The following is a 21775-nucleotide window of genomic DNA, read 5'->3' on the forward strand; positions in this document are numbered from 1 at the left end:
GCCCTCCGGACCGTCCACTCTAGACGGCCGCGGCCTCGATGACGCTCGTGCTCGACGACCCCATCGGCAGCACGCGCCGGACGCGGAACCCCGCCGCGTCCAGCAGCGCGTCGAACTGCTCGCGCGTGCGCTCCTGGCCTCCGTTGAGCACGAGCATGACCATGTCGAGGATCTTGCTGGGCGCCGGGTCGTCGCCCGGCTCGATCACCGACTCGACGACGAGCAGCGTGCCGCCCGCGGGCATCGCCGCGCGCACGCTCTTCAGGATCTCGACGGACTTCTCGTCGCTCCAGTCGTGCAGCACCCACTTGAGCACGTACACGTCGCCGCCTTCCGGCACCGACTCGAAGAAGTCGCCGCCGACGACCTCCGCGCGGTCGGTGAGGCCGGCCGAGCGCAGGACGGCGTCGGTGACCACGTGCGGCTGGTCGAAGACGACTCCGCGCAGGCCGGGGTTGCCAGCGAGCACGCCCGCGACGAGCGCGCCCTCCCCGCCGCCGATGTCGACCAGGGTGCGGAACGGGCTGAAGTCGTAGGAGGCGACCAGGTCGCCGGTCATGTTCTCGGACTCCCGCGACATCACCTGGTTGATCAGGTCGTTCGCGTCGGGCCGGGTGGCGTGGTACTGCCAGACCGGTTCGCCGAACGCCTTGGTGAACGCCTCCTCGCCGGTGCGGATCGAGTGCGCCATCTCGCCCCACGCCGGGTAGAGGACGCCGAGCGTGTGCAGCACGAAGGGCCGCAGCGAGCCGGGGATGTCCGAGCGCAGCGCGTTCGACTTCGGTGTGGTGGCGAACGTGCGCGGCGCGGTCTCGGTGAACAGGCCGACGCTCGCGAGCAGCCGCAGCAACCGGTGCAGCGACGGTTCGTGCGTACCGGTGGCCTCGGCCAGGCCGGCGGTGGAGACGGGTCCGGCGGCGAGGTGGTCGGGGATCTTCAGCTCCACGGCCACGTGCAGGGCTCTGGAGGTGAGCAGTTCCAGTGCCATGTCGAACATTCCGGCGCGGTCGATGGGAAGGTCACTCACGGAGAGGCTCCTGGGTCGCGGGGGGTGAACGCGCGTGCCAGCTCGGCACGCAGGGCGGTGGCGAACGCGTGGACGTGCCGCGGGCCGATCATGGTGTAGTGCTCGCCCGGCACGTCGACGTAGCGGACGGGCTCCGCGGTGTGCTCGTCCCAGCGCCGCAGCTCCTTCCCGACCCAGTCGGAACGGTTGCCGCGCAACGGGTCGGCGCAGAACACGGTCATCGTCCGCACCTCGCCCACCGGGTGGTAGCCGCGCCCCAGAGAGGTCAGCCCGTGCGCGAGGTCCGCCCACGCGGTGAGCTTCGGCAGGTCGAGGTCCAGCTCGTCGAGCCTGCCGGGCGGAGCGAGGTCCAGCAACGCCGCGATCTGCCCGGCTTTCGGCAGCGGTGCCAGCCGTGACGGCAGCCGTTCGGCCTCGGCGGGATCCACGAGTTCCAGGAACATCGCGAGGTTCACGGCGGTCTCGATGAAACCGAGCTCGTCCATGCGGTACTTGATGTGCGGTGGGAGGTTGAAGCTGCCGAGGAACGCCACGGTCTCGCCGTCCGCCTCCAGCACCTTGGCGATCTCGAACGCGACCGCCGCGCCGAAGGAGTACCCGGCGAGCGCGTACGGTCCATGCGGCTGGACGCGGCGGATGGCCTCGACGTAGGTGCCGGTCACGTCGGCGAAGCTGCCGAACGGCGTCTCGCCGGGGCCGAAGCCGCGGGCGCGCAGTGCGTGGAACGGCCGTTCGCCCGCGAAGTGCTTGGCGAGGTTGACGAACACGAGCACCTCACCGACACCGGGGTGCACGCAGAACAACGGAACACCGTCGCCACCGGCCTGCAGCGTCACCACGGGGTCGTAACCCTGCCGCGGCGGTGCTCCCACGATTCGGGCCAGCTCCCGCACGGTCGGCGCGCGCAGCACGTCGAGCACCGGCAGGTCGGCGCCGAGCCGTTCCCGCACACCTCTCGTCAGCCGCAGCACGTCGAGCGAGGTCCCGCCCAGGTCGAAGAAACCGGCCGTGGCGCTGACCTGGGGAACGCCGAAGAGTTCGGCGTAGAGGTCGGCGAGCGCGGTCTCGACCGGGCCCTCGGGCTCAACATGGCGTGCGGCCGGCGCGGCGCTCGACTTCTCGTGCTCCGCGTAGACACCGGCTTCCAGCCGAGTGCGCAGCACACCGCGCCGCACCTTGCCCAGACTGGTCTTCGGGAACTCCTCGCGCGGCAGGGCGAGCACGACCGCGGGCCGGAACCCCCAGTGCAGCACCACCCGGTCCCGGACTCGGGCGACCACGCGGTGCGGGTCGTCCGGGACCGCGGCGGCGAACAGGACCGCGAGTTGCTCGGTGTCACTGCCGGGCGGCCGGACCGGAAAGGCGGCGACGAACGACGGCGCCACGCCGTCCACCTCCGCCAGAACGGCTTCGAGGTCGTGGCTGTAGTGGTTGACACCGTTGACGATGACGCTGTCCTTGCTCCGCCCGACGAGCGTCAGCCTGCCGTCGTCGAGCGCACCCAGGTCGCCGGTGCGCAGCCAGCCGTCCGGCGTGACCGCGGCGGTGGTGTCGCGGTGGTAGCCGCTCGTCACCATCGGACCGCGCAACCACACCTCCTGGTCGACGATCCGCACCTCCAGGCCCGTCACCGGGCGGCCGACGGACGCGAACTCGGCGCCCGTGTCGGCATCGGGGAACTCGCGGTTGTACAGCGAGCCCGCGCAGGTCTCGGTCATGCCGAACGCGGGCCACAACGCGGTGCGGGCGAGCCCGTGCGGTGCGAGCAGGTCGAGGAACCGCACGCCGGTCGCGACAGGATTCGCCTCGCCGCCGGAGATGATCCGATCCACTGTGGACAGGTCGAGGTCTCCGAGAGGCCTCGCCCCGAGCTCGGCGTTGACCAGCCCCAGCAGGAAGTTCGGCGTGAACGTGGCGGTGACCCGGTGGGCGGCCAGCACGCGGAGGAACACCAGCGGGTCGGCCAGCACCGGTTCCGGGGACACGTGCAGCTGCGTCGCACCACTGGCGACCGGCAGCAGGTGGCCCTCCAGCAGTGCCGCGACGTGGTCGTAGGACACCCAGTTGAACGTCACGTCGTCCGGGGTGGCGCGATGGGCCTCGATCTTCGCCCGCATCGAGGCGACCAGGTTGGCGTGGGTGAGCCGCACGGCCTTCGCCGTTCCGGTCGATCCGGACGTCAGGACCAGCAGCGCCAGGTCCTCCGGCCGCACCGCAACGTCCACAGAGGACTTATCATCGCTGCCGAGTTCGGCGATGTCCACGACGTCGAGCCCGGCGACTTCCGGCAGGCGGGCGCGCAACTCCGTCGTGGTCAGCACGAGCGGGTCGTCGAGCAGGTCGGCGACGTGCCGCAGCTGCGCGGCCCACCGCCGCGGATCCTCGCGCAGCGGCTTCACCGGGCAGGCCACGAGTCCGCCGAGCAGGCATGCCCACAGCGCGGGCAGGAAGTCGCGCGGCTCTTCGAGCAGCAGTGCCACCGCCCTACCGGGACGCACTCCCCTGTGCCGCAACGCGTTCAGCAGTCCGTTGGCCTCGGCCCGCAGGTCCGGATAGGACAGAAGTGACGGCGCGGCTTCGGGATCATCGCCGAGACAGCCGATCCCGTGTCCGGGGTGCTCCTCGGCTGCGCGGCGCAGCAGGTCCGCGGCGGTGCTCACGCTCCCAGCCCCGGCACGAACACGATGCGGCGCGCGGACTCCGGGGCGTCCCGCCACGCTAGCGTCACGTCGGACAGCGCGCGCACCTCGGCCTCCACGGCCAGTTCTCCTGCCGCGACCGGAACCGCGAGCTCCGCGAGCCCGGCGACGATCTCTCCCGCGCCCAGCGATCCCTTGCCACTGCCGACGATCTCGATCCGGCACGAGCGCAGCGCGGCCGAGGGCAGCACGGCATCAGGACCGGCGACCGAGCCGATCTCGACCCAGGTGAGCGTGCGACGCGGATCGGTGCGACGGGCGGCGATTCCCGCCATGACAGCGGCGGTCGGCGGTCCCCACACGTAGTCGAGCACGACGTCGACGTCCGCCGCCGTGCCGGCGAGCAGGTCGACGTCGTCCAGCGGCACCACGTCCGTCGCGCCGAGCGCGGGCAGCGCCGCGAGCCTGCCGGGATCACGCCCCGCGGCGACCACCCGCCGTGCGCCGAGCAGCGCCGCGATCCGCACGGCCATGCGTCCCGAACTACCGGTGGCACCGAGAACGAGCACGTCCCGGCCCCGTTCCACCCTCGTCCGCACCCGCAACGCGAGCCACGCGGACATGGCGGGGTTCATGGTGGCGGCCACAGTGACCAGGTCGGCGCCGGAGGGCAGCGGCACGGTGTGCCGGGCGTCCACGACGACCTGCTCGGCCATCGCCCCGCCGCCCGCACCGAGCAGCACGAAGTAGCGGAGCCCTCCCGCGGCATCCTTGCCGACGCCGTCGATTCCCGGCACGAACGGCAGAGCGCGGGTGCTGGTGTAGTGCGTCCCGTCCGCCTGCGCGCGCACGACCGGATGCAGGCCCGCGGCGAGCACGTCGAGCAGCAGGTCGTGCTCGTTCACGACGGACGGCGCGGGCAGGTCGACGAGCTCGGGAGGCGAGCCGGGCGAGGTGACTGCGGCAGCCTTCATCACATCTCTTGCCTTCGGATCCACTTCGTGTATGTAACGATCATTCTACGCTGCTCAAGTAGCGGCGATCGAGGAAGTCGGCATGGTCACAAAGCCCGTCCATCCACTTGAGACGGTTCAGGCGCGGACGACCTCGGCGGCCAGCGCCCCTGCCGCCGCCAGGACCGCGACGACGACCCCGAACACAGCGGTGGCGGCGGTCAGGCCGACCGCGTCGCTCAGGTACCCGGCGACCACCGGGAGTCCTCCCGCCAGGAGGTATCCCCCGGCCGTGAACGCGGAGTCCGCCTCCGCCAGGCGCGCGGACGGCACCTCGGCGGCCAGCGTCGCGAGCCCGCCGAGCTGCGCGGACCCCTGGCCGCACCCGGCCAGCACCGCCGCGACCAGCAGGAGGGGAACCGAGTCGGCCGCCACCGCGGCGACCAGCGCCACCATTCCCACGACCGTCAGCCCCGCCCCCAGCCGGAACTGCACCGGCACCCGGAGCCCCCGCACCCCGAACTGCACCGCCGTGGCCGCGGCGAACAGCAGGGAGATCAGGCCGCCGGACAGCAGCGGGTCGTCACCGCCGAGGAGCCTGCCGAGCAGCGACGGACCCAGGCTCAGCACGAACCCGCTGGCGGTGAACGCCGGCGCGAAGACCGCGAGGCTCACCAGCAGCGCGCGGCGGTTCGCCGCCGGCACGGAGGGAATCCGCAGCAGCCGGCCGTTCACAGCGGAGTCCTCCCTGCCGCGCAACGGCATCCGCACCACCACGGCGAGCGCCACCAGCAGCAGGACGACCTGCACCACGAACACCGTGACCGTGGGATGGGGCAGAGCCCGGGAGAGCACGCCGGTGAGCAATGGCCCGACGGCGGCGCCGGTGACCATTGACGTCGACGCGACCAGTCCGCCCAGCTTCTTCCTGCCATCGGGCGCGAGGTCCGACACGGCCGCCATGCCCGCCGACAGGGCCGCGCCCACCGCGATGCCGCTGAGCAGGCGGGCCAGCCCCAGGAGCGCCACCGAGTCGGCGACGGTGAACAGCACCGACGCCACCAGCCCGATCGCGAGACCGGGGAGCAGCACCGGCCGGCGCCCGTACCGGTCGGACAGCGTGCCGGAGAAGGACAACGACACCAGCAACCCGGCGAAGTACCCGGCGTAGATCAACGTGAGCGTGGCGTCGGGGAAGCCGAGCCGGTCCTGCCACAGCACGTACAGCGGCGCCGGCTCGTTCGACAGGGCCATGGCCGCGATGACCGGCCACGCCGCGAGCAGCATCCAGCGTCGCGTGTGCGGCGAGGTGGGCTCCCGCGCGTCGTTCGTCTTCGGGGTCGTCACGAACTCCATGCCCCGCCACTCCTCACACCTTGATCGGGTTGTATGGAGTGTTCATTCTATTCTTGGAAGACCCAGGCGCCTTCCGATCGTGAGACACGAGACATGTCGCCGAGGACGCGCAAGGGATAGCGGCTCACGGCCGCACCGAACGCAGGAAGGCCTCGACGAGCTCACGGGCGTCGAGGTCGGCGGGATCGCGGCCGCTCGCCGCCCAGAAGAAGACAGGCCCGATGAACGACGCGAGGACCCTGTCGCCGACAGCACCCGGCAGGGCGCGTTCCAGCACCGGCCGCGAGGTGTCGCCGAGGACGTCCCTGGAACTGAACAGCTCCGCGACGGCGGCGTCGCCCCGAGCCTCGGTGAGCAGCACGCGATAGGCGATCCCGGCCGGCGAACGCGACAGGAACACCGCCAGCGCGTCCAGGTACGCGACGAGATCGGCCCGCGGGTCACCGGAGGCCTCGATCGTCAACTCCTTCACGGAGTCGAGCGCGCTGGCCTCGAAGAGGACCTCGGCCTTCGTCGACCACCACCGGTACACGGTCGCGCGGGACACCTTCGCCCGGTCCGCGATGCTCTTCATCGTCATGGCCGAGTAGCCGACTTCGAGCAGCAGGTCGTCCACGGCGTGTAGCACCGCGAGCCGAGCCTCTTCACTGCGTGGACGCCCACCCGTGTTCATTCACCCATCATAACTGGACACGGTGTTTCGTAACCTGCTACCGTTTCGATACACACTGACTCGAAACAGGAGCTTTCCGTGTCCCAGAACCACAGGACCGCCCTCGTCGTCGGCGCCTCGCGCTCCCTCGGCCTCGCGCTGGCCGCCGAACTGCTGCGCCGCGACTGGCACGTCATCGGCACCGTGCGCGGCGAGCAGCGCACCGGCCTGCACGACCTGGCCGACTCCTCGGAGGGCCGCCTCACCGTCGAACGCCTCGACATCACCGCGCCGGAGCAGACCTCCGCGCTGCGCGACCGCCTCGCCGGACACGATCTCGACCTGCTGTTCGTCAACGCGGGCGTCGCCCACGCGAACATCCCGGTCAGCGAGGTCACCACCGAGTCGTTCACCGAGGTCATGGTCACCAACGCCCTCAGCCCGCTGCGCGTCGTCGAGACGCTGGGCCCGCTGGTCACCGAGACCGGCACGATCGCCGTCATGTCGTCCAGGCAGGGCAGCATCTCGATGAACACCAACGGCGGCAACGAGGTCTACCGCGCCAGCAAGTCCGCGCTCAACCAGCTCATGCGCGGTTACGCGGCCCGGCGCGCCGACGACAAGCGAACGCTGCTCCTGCTCAACCCGGGCTGGGTGCGGACGGGACTCGGCGGGCCCGGCGCGTTGCTGGAGATCGAGGAGAGCATTCCCGGCGTGGTGGACACCGTGGAGGCCCGCGCGGGCGAGGGCGGGCTGCACTTCGTGGACTACCAGAACCAGCCACTCCCCTGGTGAGACCCCCGTGGCGAGCGCCACACCCGCGGAAGACCTCTCCTGTGTGACACTTTGTCCACGAAATGACATTTCGTCCAGGAGGGAGTAGGTCGTGTCAGACACCACCGCGGACGCGGTGTTCGCCGCGCTGGTCCCGGTCGTCGAGGGCATCGCGGCCACCTTCGGCCGCAGCTGCGAGGTCGTGCTGCACGACTACCGCGACCAGGAACGGTCGGTCGTCGCGGTCGCCGGGCACGTCACGGGCCGGGCCGTCGGGGATGCGATGAGCGAGATCGGCCTGCGCGTCCTCGCCGCCGGGGACGACGCCCGCAACGAGGTCGGCTACGTCACCCGCGCGCAGGACGGCAAGGTGCTCAAGTGCACGACGCTGCCGTTGCGCGACGTGGACGGGACGTTGATCGGCGCGCTGTGCGTCAACATCGACGTCTCGGCCATCACCCGCGCGACCGGTGTGCTGTCGGACCTGCTCGGGCTGTCCGCGCTGGAGGAGCCCGCCGCGACGACGAACTTCTCCGGTGACCTGGACCAGGTGGTCGAGTCGCTGGTCGAACGCGCCGAGCGGACGCACGCGGTGCCCGTGGCGGCGTTGGGCAGGGACGAGCGTCTGGTCCTCGTCCGGTCGCTGAACGAGGCCGGCGTGTTCGCGTTGCGCGGCGCGCCGGGCCGCGTCGCTCAACGGCTGGGCATCTCCAGGACCGGTCTGTACAACGACCTCGCCGAGCTGAAGAAGGACACCCCATGAGCGACAGCCCCGCCTTCGTCAGCGAGTCCGAGTCGGCGGCGCTGGTCGACGACGACCTCGCGCTGGCCGCCGCGCGGGAGGCGTTCCTCGCCACCGCGGACGGAGCGACGTTCCCCGTCGTGATCGGGAGTTCGTCCACGCCGGGCACCAGGTTCACGCTCAAGTCGGGGTCCGCCGGCGACCTCGTGGGCGTGAAGATCGGCAGTTTCTGGCCGGACAACACCGAACTGCCCCGGCACAGCTCCACGATCGTGCTGCTCGACCCCGCCACGGGCAGGTTGAGGGCCGTGGTCGAGGCGGCCGCCGCCAACGCCTACCGCACGGCCGCCGCCGACGCGCTCGCCGTGGACACGTTGGCCCGCAAGGACTCCCGCACGCTGACCGTGATCGGCACCGGCCACCAGGCACTGCACGAGGCCCGCGCGGTCAGCCGGGTGCGGCCGATCGAACGGATCCTCGTCGTCGGCAGACGTGCTGACGCGGCAAGGCGGTTCGCGGCCGAGGTGAGCGCCGTGACAGGCCTCGGAGCCGAACCGGTCGACGTCCGGGCCGGGGTCGAAGCGGCGGACGTGCTCGTCACGGCCACAACCGCCCGCGAACCGCTGTTCGACGCGAGCTGGGTCCGGCCGGGCACGCACGTCTCCGCCATGGGCACCGACGGGCCGGGCAAGCAGGAGCTCCCACCGGGGCTCTACGCCGGGGCGAGGCTCTTCTGCGACCTGCCGGAGCAGTCCACCACCATCGGCGAGTTCCAGCACGCGCCGTCCGCCGTGCCCGTCGCACTCGGAGCCGTGCTGTCCGGCGCCGCTCAGGGCCGCACCTCACCGGAGGACGTGACGGTGTCGACAGCTCCGGGTTCGCCCTGCAGGACCTCACCCTCGCCGCCGCGTTGCTGCGCCGCCGCACCACCGTCGCAGGAGGCGTCGAATGACCACTGTGGACACTCCAGACACGCCGTTCGCCGTGATCGACGCCGACCGGCTGGACCGCAACGCCGCACGGTTGCGCGCGCACCTGGACGGGCTCGGCGTCCCGCTGCGCCTGCACGTCAAGACGTGCAAGTCCGTCGAGGTGGCCGAACGCGTCCACGCGGGTGGGCCCATCACGGTGTCCACGCTCGCCGAGGCGGAGCACTTCGCCGACGCCGGCCACACCGACGTCCTCTACGCCGTCGGCATCGACCCGCACAAGCTGCCGCGCGTCGCCGCTCTGCTGCGCCGGGGCGTGACCCTCACCGTCCTGCTCGACTCGATCGCGCAGGCGCAGGCGGTGGCCCGGTTCGCGCAGGAGGAGGACCTCCGGATCCCGGCCCTGGTCGAGATCGACTGCGACGGGCACCGAGGCGGTGTCACCCCCGCCGACCCGGCACTCGTCCACATCGGACAGTCGCTCGGCGACAACCTCGCGGGCGTGCTCACCCACGCGGGCGAGTCGTACTTCGCTTACACGCCAGAGGCTTTGCACGAGTCCGCGCAGAACGAAAGGAACGTCGCCGTCACGGCCGCCGAGGTCCTGCGCGCCGCCGGTCTGCCCTGCCCGGTCGTCAGCGTCGGCTCGACCCCGACCGCACACGCGGCGACGGACCTGAGCGGCGTCACCGAGGTCCGCGCGGGCAACTACGTCTTCTTCGACCTCGTCATGGCGGGCATCGGCGTCTGCTCCACCGACGACCTCGCGCTGTCCGTCGTCGTCACCGTGATCGGTCATCAGACAGAGAAGAACTGGGTGCTCACCGACGGCGGCTGGATGGCCACCTCACGGGACAGGGGCACGCAGGCGCAGGCCGTCGACCAGGGTTACGGACTCGTCGCGGACCTGACAGGAGCCCTGATCCCGGGCCTGCTCATGACCGGAGCGAGCCAGGAGCACGGCGTCCTGAGCACCCGTGACGGCGAGCCCGTCCCCGATCTGCCCATCGGCACGCGTCTGCGGATCCTGCCCAACCACGCGTGCGCCACCGCCGCGCAGCACGACCGCTACCACGTGGTCAGCGGCGCGAACCCGGCCGTCGAGGCGACCTGGTCCCGCCTGCGCGGCTGGTGAAAAGTCAGGCGGGTGGCCAGTTCCGCAGCGCGGTGCCGGCCACCTGCTGGAGCTCCTCGCGCGTCGCGCCGCCCGCCGCCTGCACGGACAGGCCGTTCGAGATCGTCATCAGGTATCGGGCGATGAGGTCCGGATCGGCGGCGGCGGGCAGGTCGCCCTCGTCCACCGCGCGCTGGAACCGGTCGCGCAGGAGCCCCTGCCCCATCGCCCGCCACGCCACCAGCGTGTCGCGCGCGACGACGCCGGTCGCCCCGACCGCCAGCGCACCCTGCACCCCCAGGCAGCCCGCGGGACATCCCGGTCGCGTGTTGGCGACGACCGAGCCGTTGAGGAACGTCGTCGCCACCTCGATCGCGGTCGCCGCCCGCAACGCCTCGAAGACGTAGGCGGCCTGCATCTCGGTGTAGCGCTCCAGCGCCTTGCGGAAGAGCTGCTCCTTGTTGCCGAAGGCCGCGTACATGCTCTTGCGCGAGATGCCCATGCGTTCGGTCAGGTCGGTGAGGCTCGCGCCGTCGTAGCCCTGCTGCCAGAAGACCACCATCGCCTTCTGCAGCGCCTCGTCGGCGTCGAACTCCCTCGGCCGGCCCACCTGCACCTTCTCCACGACCCCATCCTACGCCTTGTGCACCGATCGGTGCACAAGTGCTACGGTCGAAATATGCACCGATCGGTGCACAAAAATGTGGAGGTTGTGGGATGCGCAGGCTGGAAGGCAAGACGGCGGTCATCACCGGTGGCGGCACGCGGGGCATCGGCAGGGCGACCGCCGCGCGCCTGGTGGCGGAGGGCGCGCACGTGTTCATCACCGGCCGCCGCAAGACGGAGCTGGACGAGGCGGTCGAGGCGATCGGCCAGAACGTCACGGCGGTGCCGGGTGACATCACGAACCCGGACGACCTGGACAACCTCTACGAGGTCGTCGCCGCCCGCGGTCAGGGCCTGGACGTGCTGTTCGCCAACTCGGCCACGGCGTCGTTCGCGACCATCGAGACGATCACCGCCGAGGACTTCGACGCCGTCTTCGGCGTCAACGTCAAGGGCACGATGTTCACCGTGCAGAAGGCGATCCCGCTGCTCAACAAGGGCGCCTCGGTGATCATCAACGCGTCCACGGCCGCCGACCGCGGCACGGCGGGGTTCGGCGCCTACGCCGCGTCCAAGGCGGCGCTGCGGACGTTCACGCGCTCCTGGGCGAACGAGCTCAAGGACCGCGGCATCCGCGTGAACGCCATCTCCCCCGGCCCCACGGACACCTCCGGCATCACGGAGCTCGTCGGCGAGGACAACGCGGCGGCGTTCAAGGCGGGCGAGGCGGGCAGGATCGCCATCGGCCGGATGGGGCACGTGGACGAGGTCGCCGCCGCGGTGGCGTTCCTGGCGTCCCCGGACAGCAGCTTCATGCTGGGCGCCAACGTGTACGTCGACGGCGGCGAGAACCAGATCTGATCAGTCGGCGAACGCGTCCACATAGGACCGGACGCACACGGCGGGGGTCGCGCGGGCCGTGACGAGGTGCCCGTCGACGGCCAGGGGCGGGTCGAGCGGCACCGACACGTGCCGCTCGGCCCGGTGGCCGGAGACGAGCTCGGCGGGCATCAGCGTCCACGCGACCGGGTCACGCCCGACCTCGAACAGCAGGTTGAGCAGGTCCCCCGCAGGCGGCGCCACCGGCGGCACCGGCACCGCGGCCAGGATCGCGTCGTACATCGGCGGGTCGACCTCGCGGGCCAGCAGCCGCAGGCCGCGTGGGTCGAGGTCGAGCAGGCTGATCACGGACTTCCCCGCGGCGGCGTGGTCGGCCGGCAGCACCGCGAGCAACGGCTCCGACCAGGCACGTTCGACGGTCAGCGTCTCGTCGGCGACAGCGCCGCGGACCAGCGCGAGGTCCAACTCACCGTCGCGGACGGCGGCCAGCCGGTCGGTCACGGGCAGGTCCACCAGCTCCGGCAGCGCGGGCCGGGCACCCTCCCGCAGGCGCACCAGCGCGCGGTCCAGGCGGGGCGTCACGCACGACGCCACCCCGATCCGCAGCGCGGCGGCGTGCTCCCCCGCCACCACCCTGACCCGTGCCGCGGCGGCCAGCGTCTCCCGCGCCGCGGTCAGCACGCGCTCGCCCGCGGACGTGAGCCGCACCGTGCGCGAGGTGCGTTCCAGCAACCGCACGCCCAGCTCCCGTTCGAGACGGGCGACCTGCTGGCTCACCGCGGGCTGCACGATCCGCAGCCGTTCGGCGGCCCGTCCGAAATGAAGCTCCTCGGCGACCGCGACGAAGTACTGCAACGCCCTGAGTTCCACTCCCCACATCTATCACGAACTGTGATCGGTGCACGGCGGAGTCGGTCGTTGATGGTCTTGCGGAACCGGGATGGGATGGCGGTGACCTCAGGAAACGGAGACTTCCAGTGACCACACCCGTTCTCGGCATCATCGGCACCGGCATGGTCGGCGCCGGGGCGGCCAGGCTCGCCACCGACGCCGGACTCGACGTCGTGCTCAGCAACTCACGCGGCCCGCAGACGCTGACCGGCCTCGTCGCGGCACTCGGCCGTCGTGCCCGCGCGGCCACCACCGCCGAGGCCGCACAGGCCGCGGACATCGTCCTCGTGGCCGTTCCCCTGTCCGCGCACGAACGGCTGCCGCGCGCCGAGCTCACCGGCAAGATCGTGATCGACCCGACCAACTACGTGCCCACGCCGCAGTGGCGCTCACCGGAGCTGGACTCCGACGAGCTGACCTCCAGCGAGCTGGTGCAGCGCCACCTCGCCGGTTCCCAGGTCGTGAAGGCGTTGCACAACATCGGGCCCCGGCACCTGCTGGACCTGCACCGCCCGGCGGGCGCCGACCGCACGGCGTTGCCGGTGCACGGGGACGACGAGGCCGCCAAGAAGGCGGTGGCCGACCTGTTCGACGTCCTCGGTTTCGACACCGTCGACCTCGGCCCGCTCTCCGGGAGCTGGCGCAGCGAGCCCAACACGCCGCTCTACGCGTTCCCGTACGTCGGCGAACCGCCGGCCGGTCTCTCCGTGCCCGAACTGGTCGGGTGGGTGCAGGGAGCGCCGGGCGTTCCAGTACCCGCCGCCCGTGTCACCGAGCTCGCGGCGGCCGCCGTGCGCGGTCCCGCCGGGTTCCAGTTCTAGATGCCGAACAGCGCCGATGCGTTGCCCGACATGAACTTCTCGCGGTCGGCGTCCGCCGCGAACTCGTCCAGGAACGCGGTGATCTGCTCGCGCGTGGGGTGCTGGAACGGGTAGTCGGTGGAGAAGATCAACCGGTCCGCGGTGGTCACCGACAGGGCGTGCCGCAGCAGTGCGGGGTTGAGCATGCCGGAGGTCGTGATGTGGAAGTTCGACCTCAGGTAGTCCGACACCGACCGCTCCAGGCCGGCGACACGGGCGAGGCTGTCCGCGCGGTCGACCCAGAAGAGCAGCACCTCGCCCCAGTGACCCAACACGACCTGGAGATCCGGGTGCCGGTCGAAGGTGCCGCGCAGGATCAGCCGCAGCGCGGCGAGCCCTGCGTCGACGTGCCAGCCCCAGCCGAACGTCGCGAGGGCCAGGTCGGTCATGGGGTCGAAGCCGCGGTAGGAGGCGTCGCGCAGGGCGTTCGACGGCAGCTGCGGGTGCAGGAAGACCGGCTGCCGCAACGCTTCCGCGGCGGTGAGGAAGTCGTCGTAGACGGGGTCGTCGAGCAGGAGATCACCCGACCTGCCGTAGACCATGGTGCCCACGTGGCCGAGGTCGGCGGCGCGCTTGAGCTCGTCGGCGACCTCGTGCGGCGCCGACATCGGCAACGTCGACAGCGCGCGGAACCGGGTGGGGTGGCGGGACACGGCCCGCGCCGCGACGTCGTTCGCGACGCGGCTGAGCCGGACCGCCTCCCCCGCGGGCAGCGCCTGGGTTCCTGGTGGTGTCTGCGCGAGCACGGCGATGTCGATGCCCTGCTCGTCCATCGTGGCGATCCGGCCCTCACCGAGGTCCTGCAGGCGTTCCTGGTGGTCGCCCAGGTCGTTGAACGCGAGGCTGTCGTCTCGCCCCGCCAGCGCCGCGGTGAGCTCCGGCAGGACCCAGTGCTCTTCGATTCCGATCAGCATCGTGGTCTCCTCAGTTCGATCCCGCGAGCGAACCGGCGGGCTCGGGAGCGACGACATCGTTGTCCCGCACCGTGATCAGCCGGGACATGCCGACCGCGATGCTCGCGAGCACGGCGATGATGATCGCCATCGGCAGTGCCGAATGGCCGCTGCCCACGCTCACGAGCGGCGAGACCGCCGCGCCGAGCCCGAACTGCGAGGCGCCCAGCACGGCCGATCCGGTGCCGGCGGCTCCGGGAACCGCGTCGAGGGCCAGCGCGGTGGCCGGGCCGAGGACGAAGCCGAGCGACGCGATCGCGAAGAAGATCGGCACGATCAGCCAGGCGGCGCTGATCGGCAGGAGCGCGAGGACCAGCAGCACCACGGCCGCCGTGAACAACCAGGTGGTGCCGATGGCGAGAACCCTGCGCGGTTCGCTGCGGCGCAGCAGCCGCGACGCGAGCGCGTTGCTCGTGACCAGCCCGAGCGCGTTGAGCGCGAACAGCAGGCCGTACGCGACCGGGCCCATCCCGATGACCACCTGGTACAGGAACGGCGACGCCGAGATGTAGGCCATCAGCACGGCGAACGAGAAGACGAACGTGGCTACGGAGGTGAGGTAGGCACGCCGGCCGAGCAGGCGGAAGCCGCCCACCTTCCCGGTGCCACGGCGTTGCCGCGGCAGGGTCTCCGGAACGACGGTGGCCGACCCGGCGAGCATCGCGACCGCCAGTCCTGCCAGGACCAGCAGCACGCCGCGCCACCCGATCCCGTCGACCACCAGGCTGCCGAGCAGCGGCGCGACCACCGGCGCGACACCGCCCACGATCATCATGAGGCTGAACGCCCGTGCGGCGGCGCGTCCGGTGGCGAGGTCGGCGATGACCGCGCGCCCGATGACCATGCCTGCCGCCGCGGTCAGCCCCTGCACGAGACGCGCGGCCAGCAGGACCTCGATCGTGGGCGCGACGGCGGCGAGCACGCTGACGGCCACGAACACGGCCGAGCCGGCCAGCAACGGCCCGCGCCTGCCCCACCGGTCCGAGATCGGTCCGAAGACCAGCTGCCCGGCGGCCAGGCCGAGCAGGAACATCGTGAGCGTGAGCTGGATGGCCGTGTCGCTCGTCTCCAGTTCGACGGCCATGCGCGGGAACGCGGGCAGGTAGAGGTCGATGCCGAACGGAGCCACGCTCGCCAGCAGGGCGAGCACGAGCAGCAGCGGCACGGGGATGGTGCTGCGGGACGGCGTGTCCACCGCATCTCCTATCGGGTGATAGCTATCAACTGACAGGAAAAGTACCATGGTCGCGTGGACGAGGCCCAGAAAGCGCGGTTGTTCGAGCTCGCCGACCTCATCGGGGCGGTCGGCCGCCAGATCCACGCCTCCAAGGAAGGCATGACCACGGAGTCGTGGACCGCCCTGGAGATCGCCGTGATGCGGTACATCGACCGCAACCCCGGCACGTCCGCCCGCGCCGCCGCCGACGCCACGCAACAGATCTCCAGCAACTTCAGCCGCGCGCTGAGAGGCTTGGAGCGCAGGGGTTTCGTGCACCGCGAGACCGACCAGGAGGACGCCCGCCGCGTCCGCCTCTACCCCACCACCCGCGCCCAGGAGAACCTGCGTCGGCTGCACGACCTGTGGAGCGACCTGCTGGACGGCGTCGTGTCCGACGACGACGAAGTCGACGCGATGATCGGGACGCTGCGGCGCATGGAGACCGGCCTGGCCGCGAAAGCGCGGAAGTGGCGCGACTCACCCGAATCCGCGCCGCGAAAGGCTTGAATCTGACGTCGGCGTCAAATTCTAACTTGGACGAATGAAGCATCTACTCGTCCTCGCAACCGCTCTCCTGGCCCTCTCGACGTCGGTGGCCTCCGCCTCGGCAGGGCCCTACGCCCCCGTGAACCGCCCAGGCCCACGCCTCTCGGTACCGGTCGCCCAGCTCCAGTCCGCCGTGAAGTGCACGCCGTCGGCGTACGGCTCACACCGCGAGGTCGCCCTCTTCGTCCCCGGAACCGGCGTCGGACCCGCCGAGGCGTTCTCCTGGAACTGGTTCCGCGCCCTCGACGCCATCGGCCACCCGTACTGCTCGGTCACGCTGCCCGGCAGCTCCGTCGGCGACGTGCAGATCTCCGCCGAGTACGTGGTGCACGCCATCAGGCACACCCGCGCGATCAGCCGGGCCAAGATCGCCGTGATCGGCCACAGCCAGGGCGGCGTCAGCTCCCGCTTCGCGCTGCGCTTCTGGCCCGACACCCGAGCCATGGTCGCCGACCACGTCGGCCTCGCCGCGGTCAACCACGGCAGCGACCAGAACGACGCCCTCTACCCACAGGGCAACGGCCCCGCCTTCGCCCTGCAGCTGAAGAGGTCGGCTGCGTTCGTCGAGGCGGTGAACTCCAGGCAGGAGACCTTCGCCGGCATCGCCTACACGTCCCTGTCCACCGCCCACGACCAGTTCGTCACCCCCGCCGGCACGACCGACGTGCGCGGCCCCTCCGACCGCGTCGCCAACATCTCGTTGCAGGACGTCTGCCCCGCCAACAAGGCCGACCACATCACCATCGGCACCAGCGACGCCCTCGCCTACGCGCTCACCCTGAACGCCATCACCCGCCGCGGACCGGCGAACCCGGCAGACCTCCCCACCTCGATCTGCGCGCAGGAGACCATGCCCGGCGCCGACCCGACCACCGTCGCCGACGACCTGGCGGCGTTCCTCAAGATCGCCACCGACCGCATCGCCGCCGCCCCGCTCTCGGCCGTCGAACCCGCGCCGAAGCCGTACGTGTTCGCCCGCCGCTAGGCTCGAAGTTCGACGATTCGGGGGCGAGCATGCGCATCGGTGACCTGTCGGCACGCACCGGGGCCAGCACCCGCGCCCTGCGGTACTACGAGGACCAGAGCCTGCTGACCAGCACCCGCAGCGCGGGCGGCCACCGCCGCTACACCGAGTCGGACGTCGACCGCGTGCGCTACCTGCAGCGGCTCTACCTGGCGGGCCTGAGCAGCCAGACGATCCTCACGCTGCTCCCCTGGTGCCTGAACACGCCCACCCCCGACAACACCGATGCCGCGTACACCCGCATGAGCGAGGAACGGGAGAAGCTCGACGCCCACATCGCCGAGCTCTCCCGCACCCGCGACTCGCTCGACGAGCTGATCGCGAGCAACCGCGCGTTCCGCGAGTCACACGCCTGGTGAGCCGGTCTCGTTAGCGGCGGTCTCGTTAGCGGCGGTCTCGACGCGCCGGTCTCGTGGTGGCGTTCAGCCGACGAGCTTCGCCAGCTTCGCCGGGGCCAGCTTGCGGTAGCTCTCGGCCAGCAGCTCCCCCACCTCCGCCCAGTCGGCGTCGGCCAGCACCTTCATGCCGACGACGTCATGCCCCCACGCAGCGCGGAAGAACGGCTCACCGCCGCCGACCAGGGCGTCCAGCTCCTCCGGCTGGGCGCGGAAGGTCATGATCACCGTCGGCTCGGTGAGCTCTGCGGCGCGGCTGTAGGTGCCGTCCTGGCCGGGGTGGGCCGTGAAGACGTGCACGAAGGTGCGGTTGCGGATGCGCCAGCGCGTGCCGACCCACGCCGCTTCCTCGCGGCTCTCCGGCAGACCAGCGCAGATCTCCCTCAGCTCGGCCAGCACCTCGTCGGGCACGTCCGCGCGGTCGGTCATGACACTCCCCCCGTTCAGGCTGTGCCGACGAGGACAGTTCCTCGCCGGCACTGCGGCTAGTCGCGTTCGACCAGGTGCCCGATCACGTCCGGACCGGGGTGCGCGTGGCCCGAACCGTCGCGCCGCGGGTCGACGGCGGGCAACTCCACCGGGCTGCCCTTGTCGTCGGCACCCGCCGGGCGCGAGCCGATCCACGCGAGCACCAGGTGCGTCTCGCCCTTGAGGAAGCGCTGCGACCGCACACCACCCGTGGCGCGGCCCTTGGCCGGGTACTCGCTGAACGGCGTGACCTTGACGCTCTGACCGGACGAGGTGACGACCATCGGCTCACCGTGTTCGTCGTCGTCGGTGCGGATCGCGCCGAAGAAGACCACGTACGCGTCACCGCTCACGTTGATGCCAGCCATACCGCCGCCCTTGAGGCCCTGGGGCCGCACGAGCTTCGCGTCGTAGCGCAGCAGCGACGAGTCGGAGCTGATGAACGCGAGCGTCTCGCTGCCGTCGGTGAGCCAGGTGCAGCCGACGATCTCGTCTCCGTCCTTGAGCGTGATGACCTCGAACTCGTCCGAGCGGACCGGCCACTCCGGCACGCACACCTTGACGGTGCCGAGCTTCGTGCCGAGCGCCATGCCGGGCGAGTCCTTCGGGTCGATGGGCGCGATGCCGACGACCTTCTCGCCCTTGTTCAGCGGCACCAGCTCGCTCGCCGCCATGCCTCCGCGGAGGCTCACCGTGCCGCTCTGCTCCGGCAGCACGGGCAACGGCAGCACGTCCGTCTTGAACGCGCGGCCCAGGTTCGTGATCAGGACGACCTGCCCGCGCGCCGTGGAGTGCGCGGTGGCCAGCACTGCGTCGTGCTTCACCCGGCCCGCACGCCGTTTGCCCTCGCTCACCTCCTCCGACTCCGCCGCGGTGCGCGCGACGAGACCCGTGGCACTGAGGATCACCTGGCACGGATCGTCCGCCACCTCCAGCGGCCCGGCGGGCTTCGACGCCGCCAGCACCTCCTTGAGGTCGCCGTCGATGAGGCTCGTCCTGCGCTCGCCGCCGAGCTCCTTGGCCACCGCGCCCAGCTCGGTCGACACGAGCTTCTTCAGCACGCTCTCGTCGTCCAGGATCGCGCTGAGCTCGGCGATCTCCTTGCGCAGCTTGTCCTGCTCGTTCTCCAGTTCGAGCTTGTCGAACTTGGTGAGGCGGCGCAGCGGCGTGTCGAGGATGTAGGAGGCCTGGATCTCCGACAGCTTGAACGACTTCATCAGGCCGTCCTTGGCGGCCTGCGCGTTCTCGCTGCCCCGGATCAGCTTGATGACCTTGTCGATGTCCAGCAGCGCCAGCAGCAGACCCTCGACGAGGTGCAACCGCTCCTCGCGCTTGCGGCGCCGGAACTTCGTGCGCCGCGTGACGACCTCGTACCGGTGCTGGAGGAAGACCTCCAGCAGCTCCTTGAGGCCGAGCGTCTGCGGCTGCCCGTTCACCAGCACCAGGTTGTTGATGCCGAACGACTGCTCCATGGGCGTCAGCCGGTAGAGGTCCGCGAGCAGCGCCTGCGGGTTCACGCCGACCTTGCACTCGATGACGAGCCGGATGCCGTTCTCGCGGTCCGTGAGGTCCTTGACGTCCGCGATGCCCGTGAGGCGCTTGGACTTGTTGACCTCGTCGGTGATCTTCTCGACGATCCGCTCCGAGCCCACGCCGTACGGGAGCTCCGTGACGGTGATGGCCTGGCGTCCCCTGCTGCCTTCCAGCGGGCCGATCTCGACTTTGGCGCGCATGCGCACGACACCGCGGCCGGTCTCGTACGCCTTCCGGACCTCGTCGAGGCCGAGCAGGATGCCGCCGGTCGGCAGGTCCGGCCCCGGCACGAACTCCATGAGCTTGTCGAGGGTCGCGGTGGGGTGGTTGATCAGCCAGCGCGCCGCGCCCACGACCTCGCGCAGGTTGTGCGGGATCATGTTCGTGGCCATGCCGACCGCGATGCCGGAGGTGCCGTTGACCAGCAGGTTCGGGAACGCCGCCGGGAGCACCGTCGGCTCTTCGAGCGAGCCGTCGTAGTTCGGCCTGAAGTCGACTGTGTCCTCGTTCAACTCACCGACGAGATGCATCGCCGCGTGCGACATGCGCGCTTCGGTGTTGTGGTTGACGAACCCACCGGCGAGGAACGAGTGGTCTTCCGAGACGACCCTGACGGAGTAGACCTCGGCCGGTTCGGCAGCCACGACCGTGGTCACGTGTTCGAAGCGGTAGCCGGAGTCCATGATCGGCAGGATCGTCGCGAGGACCTCCTGATCCTTGATCCGATCGATGATCCTCAGACGTTCGGTCTCCCAGCGCTCGATGCGGTCGAAGTTGTGCTGGGTCAGCCACTTCCGGCCGCTGCCTCGACGGTCGAAGTCAAGCGCGTTCCGCACGTAGTCCGCGACGAACGGCACAGAGTCCTGGCTCAGCCGGTGCGGCCGCAGCGGCGAGTGCCGAAGCAGGTCCTTGAGCTTCGCCTGCTTCGTCTTGAGGAAGCCGACACGCTCAGCGAACGCCGTCACGTTGCGCAGGCCTGAAACCACCAGTCGGTGCTCCACCGAACCGCTCGGGCGCGTGTACTGGCGATGCGCGGCGACGACACCGAACTCCGCGAGCAGTTCCTGCATCTCGGTGGTCAGCCGCTCGCTGTACGAGGTGTACTGAATCGTGAAGCCGTCCTTCGCGGCCCGGCAGCCGCCATCGCCTTCGAAGGCCGCCATCAGGAACGCGCGCTTGACGCCCCAGCCGCCACGCCAGACGCACTCCGGTACGAACTTGTCCCGTGCCTGGTGGCCGATGAGCTCCGCCAGGGGACCCGCTCGAAACGCGTCCATGCCGCCCGAGCTCTCCTGGACGTCGAGCTCCCAGATCTTCTTCCGGTCCCGGCGTGTCTCCCGTTCAGCGACATAACGCTGACCGCCGATCACCTGGTCGTAGGCGTGCAGTACCTCGCGGAAGAAGTGCTCGTCGGTGTTGTTGAACCCGGCCCTGCTCTCGGAGGCCCAGCCTTCCGACACCCACGCACCGGCAAGAACGCCGAGCACGTACTCCTGCGCGGTGGGAACGATCTGAGACCACGCGTTCCGGGCTACCGCCACAACCGCACCCGGCTTGAGCTCGTCGAGGCGGCGCCACTGGAACAGCGGCACACCCATCGGCGCCTCAAGGCACAGCACCAGGTGGTTCTCGCTGCCGCGGATCGAGAAGCCCGACTTGGTGGTCATCCGGAGAGTCGGATGCACACCGGAGTTGAAGACCTTGTCGACCTGAACCGTCTTGCCGTCCTTGTCGAGCACCTCGAAGTCGGCGTCAGCCTCGGAATCCGCAGGCAGGTTGACGAGGTCGTCCATGCGCACGCTGGATCCGTCGGCAAGACGGATGCGGGTGTCTCCAACCACGCAGTACCGGCTCGCGGCCGGTCCATCATCTGGTGACCCGAAGTTGCCGTGCCCGTCGATCAGCGGCTCGTTGAGGCTGAAGTCCTGCGCGAGCCGGACCAGCGCGTCATAGATCGCTGTGTCACCGTGTGGGTGATAGCGACCCATCGTGTCGCCGACCACGCGTGACGACTTCACGTAGGGCGACGTAGGTCGCTGACCGTTGTCGTGCATCGAGTACAGGATGCGGCGGTGCACCGGCTTGAGGCCGTCCCGTGCGTCCGGCAGCGCCCGCGAGTGGATGACCGAGTACGCGTACTCGAGGTACGAGTCCTCGATCTCCGTCTTCAGCGAGTTGTCGAGCACCTTGGCGCCGGCCCGGTCGAAGGCGGCGGGGTCGACCTTGGTCGTGGGTCCCTTGCGGCGTGCCATGA

Annotated in this window: 19 protein-coding genes and 1 pseudogene; 9 read left to right on the forward strand and 11 right to left on the reverse strand. The window is 70.7% G+C overall.

Features of this window, described 5'->3' with window-relative positions:
- Positions 1-19: 19 nt before the first annotated feature.
- The 5 genes from ACFWN2_RS23210 to ACFWN2_RS23230 form a co-directional block, all read right to left on the reverse strand.
- Positions 20-1027 carry a methyltransferase gene (locus ACFWN2_RS23210; RefSeq protein WP_382430479.1) on the reverse strand — a complete coding sequence of 336 codons (1008 nt, stop codon included), beginning with the start codon at positions 1025-1027 and terminating at the stop codon, positions 20-22.
- Positions 1024-3687: an alpha/beta fold hydrolase gene (locus ACFWN2_RS23215; protein ID WP_382430481.1), complete on the reverse strand. Its 2664-nt coding sequence runs from the start codon at positions 3685-3687 to the stop codon at positions 1024-1026. The genes ACFWN2_RS23210 and ACFWN2_RS23215 overlap by 4 nt, the downstream gene beginning before the upstream one ends.
- Positions 3684-4640 carry a zinc-binding alcohol dehydrogenase family protein gene (locus ACFWN2_RS23220; protein WP_382430483.1) on the reverse strand — a complete coding sequence of 319 codons (957 nt, stop codon included), beginning with the start codon at positions 4638-4640 and terminating at the stop codon, positions 3684-3686. Before ACFWN2_RS23220 ends, ACFWN2_RS23215 begins: the two co-directional genes overlap by 4 nt.
- 117 nt (positions 4641-4757) lie before the next feature.
- Complete coding sequence (locus tag ACFWN2_RS23225; RefSeq protein WP_382430485.1) at positions 4758-5975, reverse strand: MFS transporter; 1218 nt, start codon at positions 5973-5975, stop codon at positions 4758-4760.
- Positions 5976-6099: 124 nt separating this feature from the next.
- Complete coding sequence (locus ACFWN2_RS23230) at positions 6100-6648, reverse strand: TetR/AcrR family transcriptional regulator (RefSeq protein ID WP_382430487.1); 549 nt, start codon at positions 6646-6648, stop codon at positions 6100-6102.
- Positions 6649-6726: 78 nt separating this feature from the next.
- Here ACFWN2_RS23230 and ACFWN2_RS23235 point away from each other — a divergent pair, with 78 nt between their 5' ends.
- From ACFWN2_RS23235 to ACFWN2_RS23250, 4 genes and pseudogenes are all read left to right on the forward strand, one after another.
- Complete coding sequence (locus ACFWN2_RS23235) at positions 6727-7422, forward strand: SDR family NAD(P)-dependent oxidoreductase (RefSeq protein ID WP_382430489.1); 696 nt, start codon at positions 6727-6729, stop codon at positions 7420-7422.
- Positions 7423-7513: 91 nt separating this feature from the next.
- Entirely contained in the window at positions 7514-8164 is a 651-nt protein-coding gene (locus ACFWN2_RS23240; protein WP_382430491.1) for a transcriptional regulator, read from the forward strand.
- Positions 8161-8952, forward strand: a pseudogene (locus ACFWN2_RS23245) (ornithine cyclodeaminase family protein); the annotation flags it as partial. The gene ACFWN2_RS23240 and the pseudogene ACFWN2_RS23245, both read left to right, overlap by 4 nt.
- Before the next feature lie 139 nt (positions 8953-9091).
- On the forward strand, positions 9092-10207 hold the full coding sequence (locus tag ACFWN2_RS23250) for a DSD1 family PLP-dependent enzyme (protein ID WP_382430493.1): 1116 nt from the start codon (positions 9092-9094) through the stop codon (positions 10205-10207).
- A 4-nt stretch (positions 10208-10211) separates the two neighbouring features.
- On the opposite strand, the gene ACFWN2_RS23255 is transcribed toward ACFWN2_RS23250, so the two are convergent.
- Positions 10212-10811 carry a TetR/AcrR family transcriptional regulator gene (locus ACFWN2_RS23255; RefSeq protein WP_382430495.1) on the reverse strand — a complete coding sequence of 200 codons (600 nt, stop codon included), beginning with the start codon at positions 10809-10811 and terminating at the stop codon, positions 10212-10214.
- Between the two features lie 92 nt (positions 10812-10903).
- On the opposite strand from ACFWN2_RS23255, the gene ACFWN2_RS23260 reads away from it, so the two are divergent.
- On the forward strand, positions 10904-11653 hold the full coding sequence (locus ACFWN2_RS23260) for an SDR family NAD(P)-dependent oxidoreductase (protein WP_382430497.1): 750 nt from the start codon (positions 10904-10906) through the stop codon (positions 11651-11653).
- Here the strand turns inward: ACFWN2_RS23260 and ACFWN2_RS23265 are convergent, their stop codons facing one another.
- Positions 11654-12511: a LysR family transcriptional regulator gene (locus tag ACFWN2_RS23265; protein WP_382430499.1), complete on the reverse strand. Its 858-nt coding sequence runs from the start codon at positions 12509-12511 to the stop codon at positions 11654-11656.
- 98 nt (positions 12512-12609) lie between these two features.
- Here ACFWN2_RS23265 and ACFWN2_RS23270 point away from each other — a divergent pair, with 98 nt between their 5' ends.
- A complete protein-coding gene (locus ACFWN2_RS23270; protein ID WP_382430501.1) occupies positions 12610-13344 on the forward strand; it encodes an NADPH-dependent F420 reductase in 735 nt (244 codons plus the stop codon).
- Here ACFWN2_RS23270 and ACFWN2_RS23275 read toward each other — a convergent pair.
- Both ACFWN2_RS23275 and ACFWN2_RS23280 read right to left on the reverse strand, forming a co-directional pair.
- Positions 13341-14297: an amidohydrolase family protein gene (locus ACFWN2_RS23275; protein WP_382430503.1), complete on the reverse strand. Its 957-nt coding sequence runs from the start codon at positions 14295-14297 to the stop codon at positions 13341-13343. The genes ACFWN2_RS23270 and ACFWN2_RS23275 overlap by 4 nt on opposite strands.
- A 10-nt stretch (positions 14298-14307) precedes the next feature.
- The gene (locus ACFWN2_RS23280; protein WP_382430505.1) at positions 14308-15531 is read right to left on the reverse strand and encodes a multidrug effflux MFS transporter; all 1224 of its coding nucleotides are present in this window, start codon (positions 15529-15531) and stop codon (positions 14308-14310) included.
- Positions 15532-15585: 54 nt separating this feature from the next.
- Between ACFWN2_RS23280 and ACFWN2_RS23285 the strand changes: the two genes are divergently transcribed.
- Genes ACFWN2_RS23285 through ACFWN2_RS23295 form a run of 3 tightly spaced genes read left to right on the forward strand, consistent with a single transcriptional unit; the run spans position 15586 to position 17484 of the window.
- The gene (locus ACFWN2_RS23285) at positions 15586-16062 is read left to right on the forward strand and encodes a MarR family winged helix-turn-helix transcriptional regulator (RefSeq protein WP_382430507.1); all 477 of its coding nucleotides are present in this window, start codon (positions 15586-15588) and stop codon (positions 16060-16062) included.
- 34 nt (positions 16063-16096) lie between these two features.
- The gene (locus ACFWN2_RS23290) at positions 16097-17086 is read left to right on the forward strand and encodes an esterase/lipase family protein (protein ID WP_382430509.1); all 990 of its coding nucleotides are present in this window, start codon (positions 16097-16099) and stop codon (positions 17084-17086) included.
- A gap of 29 nt (positions 17087-17115) precedes the next feature.
- A complete protein-coding gene (locus tag ACFWN2_RS23295; protein WP_382430511.1) occupies positions 17116-17484 on the forward strand; it encodes a MerR family transcriptional regulator in 369 nt (122 codons plus the stop codon).
- A 63-nt stretch (positions 17485-17547) separates the two neighbouring features.
- On the opposite strand, the gene ACFWN2_RS23300 is transcribed toward ACFWN2_RS23295, so the two are convergent.
- Together ACFWN2_RS23300 and ACFWN2_RS23305 are read right to left on the reverse strand one after the other, a co-directional pair.
- Entirely contained in the window at positions 17548-17949 is a 402-nt protein-coding gene (locus tag ACFWN2_RS23300) for an MmcQ/YjbR family DNA-binding protein (protein WP_382430513.1), read from the reverse strand.
- A gap of 56 nt (positions 17950-18005) precedes the next feature.
- Complete coding sequence (locus ACFWN2_RS23305) at positions 18006-21773, reverse strand: DNA gyrase subunit A (RefSeq protein WP_382430515.1); 3768 nt, start codon at positions 21771-21773, stop codon at positions 18006-18008.
- Between the last annotated feature and the right edge of the window lie 2 nt (positions 21774-21775).

The sequence above is a fragment of the Lentzea sp. NPDC058436 genome (assembly GCF_042721515.1).
Taxonomy (GTDB): Bacteria; Actinomycetota; Actinomycetes; order Mycobacteriales; family Pseudonocardiaceae; genus Lentzea.

Coding starts and splice junctions, on each gene's coding strand:
- ACFWN2_RS23250 (WP_382430493.1), top strand. CDS start 9,092: ATGACCACTGTGGACACTCCAGACACGCCGTTCGCCGTGATCGACGCC.
- ACFWN2_RS23220 (WP_382430483.1), bottom strand. CDS start 4,640: ATGAAGGCTGCCGCAGTCACCTCGCCCGGCTCGCCTCCCGAGCTCGTC.
- ACFWN2_RS23265 (WP_382430499.1), bottom strand. CDS start 12,511: ATGTGGGGAGTGGAACTCAGGGCGTTGCAGTACTTCGTCGCGGTCGCC.
- ACFWN2_RS23275 (WP_382430503.1), bottom strand. CDS start 14,297: ATGCTGATCGGAATCGAAGAGCACTGGGTCCTGCCGGAGCTCACCGCG.
- ACFWN2_RS23260 (WP_382430497.1), top strand. CDS start 10,904: ATGCGCAGGCTGGAAGGCAAGACGGCGGTCATCACCGGTGGCGGCACG.
- ACFWN2_RS23305 (WP_382430515.1), bottom strand. CDS start 21,773: ATGGCACGCCGCAAGGGACCCACGACCAAGGTCGACCCCGCCGCCTTC.
- ACFWN2_RS23290 (WP_382430509.1), top strand. CDS start 16,097: ATGAAGCATCTACTCGTCCTCGCAACCGCTCTCCTGGCCCTCTCGACG.
- ACFWN2_RS23225 (WP_382430485.1), bottom strand. CDS start 5,975: ATGGAGTTCGTGACGACCCCGAAGACGAACGACGCGCGGGAGCCCACC.
- ACFWN2_RS23295 (WP_382430511.1), top strand. CDS start 17,116: ATGCGCATCGGTGACCTGTCGGCACGCACCGGGGCCAGCACCCGCGCC.
- ACFWN2_RS23300 (WP_382430513.1), bottom strand. CDS start 17,949: ATGACCGACCGCGCGGACGTGCCCGACGAGGTGCTGGCCGAGCTGAGG.
- ACFWN2_RS23230 (WP_382430487.1), bottom strand. CDS start 6,648: ATGAACACGGGTGGGCGTCCACGCAGTGAAGAGGCTCGGCTCGCGGTG.